General features: G+C 31.3%; 1 protein-coding gene and 1 pseudogene. Both read right to left on the reverse strand.

Annotated elements, in window-relative coordinates; translation table 11 throughout:
* Positions 1–286: 286 nt before the first annotated feature.
* Positions 287–1,351 (reverse strand): FHA domain-containing protein, encoded by a 1,065-nt coding sequence (locus ACW2QF_RS20190; protein WP_455717810.1) that lies wholly within the window; start codon positions 1,349–1,351, stop codon positions 287–289.
* Positions 1,340–1,486: pseudogene (locus tag ACW2QF_RS20195) on the reverse strand (DUF6382 domain-containing protein); the annotation flags it as partial. The pseudogene ACW2QF_RS20195 and the gene ACW2QF_RS20190, both read right to left, overlap by 12 nt.
* Positions 1,487–1,575 lie beyond the last annotated feature (89 nt).

Here is a 1,575-nt window from a genome sequence, read left to right on the forward strand (position 1 = left end):
ATACTGCTTTAGTATCTTTAGCATATACAAGTACACTCTGACTTATGAAAATAATACAGAATAAAATAGCTAACATACTTTTTTTGATTGTCTTCTTCATACTACTCCCTCTTTCCCCTATTACTTTATTACTCTATCAAAGTTTTATTATTTCTAAGTAGTATTATACTATATTTCGCCATAAAATTCCATTGTGATTCCATGTTGTTTTTATAGGGATTTCTACCTATCAATTTTAGCCTTACCAGACTTCAGTGAAGAAGTGTCTGACAAATCCTTTCGGCATCTAAATTTCGTCTTTAACTGAAAATCTATAGGATACATTAGCAAAACGTAATATATCTCCTAACTCAATACGCATCTTAGAATGTGGCTGAATAATTTCGTTGTTAATGAATGTACCATTCGTTGACCCCATGTCCGTAATATAAAAGTTATAATCTTCCTGTGTAATCTTTGCATGTACACGGCTAATTGCGGATTCCATAATAACGGCATCCATTCCCTCCATAATTTTACCTATATAGAAAGGGAAGTCTTGTATAATTAATTGTCTATACTTGTTATCCTCTGGTAATAGAATGTACCTTGTATCCAAAGATTTTTTATCAGAGTAATCACTATTATCTAAACCACTATCCCCATCGTCACATTCCTCTACAACAGAAAGTAACTGCGTACATTCATATATATCATCTAATTCATCTTTCATCTCTTCTTTAACAGCGGCCTGCTTATTAATATCTATTTTCATAATATTTTCTTGATAATCTATAGGTTTTATTAACGGTTGCTTAATGTATTCAACAACTGCTACCATCTTCTCTATCTTTTTCTTAGGATCAAACATCTTACTTCCTATATACGCAGTTATAGAAGCCACAATTAATATAATAGCAACTAACTTTTTATAATCTAATCCTTGGCTAAAGGAATATACAATTACAATTAACATAACTAATATCGTGATACCAAGAACAGAATAGCTATGTAAAGGAAACTTACTTACCAATCGCTCACTTTCCTGGCGTTCTTCCATAATTGGTCTTTGAACAAGTTGCCTTCTTTTTAGGTCTTTTGTTGGTTCTTGATCTACTGTTATTTTATCAACTTCTCTTATATTGCTATTACATTTTTCAACTATACTATTACTTCTTTCAGTAGAGTTATCACCTTTTTCAAAATGATTAATACCTTCCTCGTTGCAACTTTTATCTGCTATGACTACTTCATCTAATTTAGAGCCTTCAATTGACTTAGGATTTTCATTTTCTTTTGATCTTTTCTTCTCTTGTAATACAGTTTTAAGAGTGTCAACCGAAGCCTCTTTTCTCTTACTTTCATGATACATAGCATAAACTATCAAAACTGCTTTTTCATCTTCATAATCTACATGGTCCATTAAAAATTCGGATAATGCATTAACCTGTTGAAGAATATCTCTACGATAATGCACATGGTATATGAAACAATAACAATCATTACTTAATTCATAATATGTTTATTCTGGTAAAAGTACCAGATTGCTGTCGTCTCATAAAGACTCGGCACAAGCATCAATTACACGAAAGATAG

It is taken from the genome of Anaerosporobacter sp. (assembly GCF_965301125.1).

Coding starts and splice junctions, on each gene's coding strand:
- ACW2QF_RS20190 (WP_455717810.1), bottom strand. CDS start 1,351: ATGTATCATGAAAGTAAGAGAAAAGAGGCTTCGGTTGACACTCTTAAA.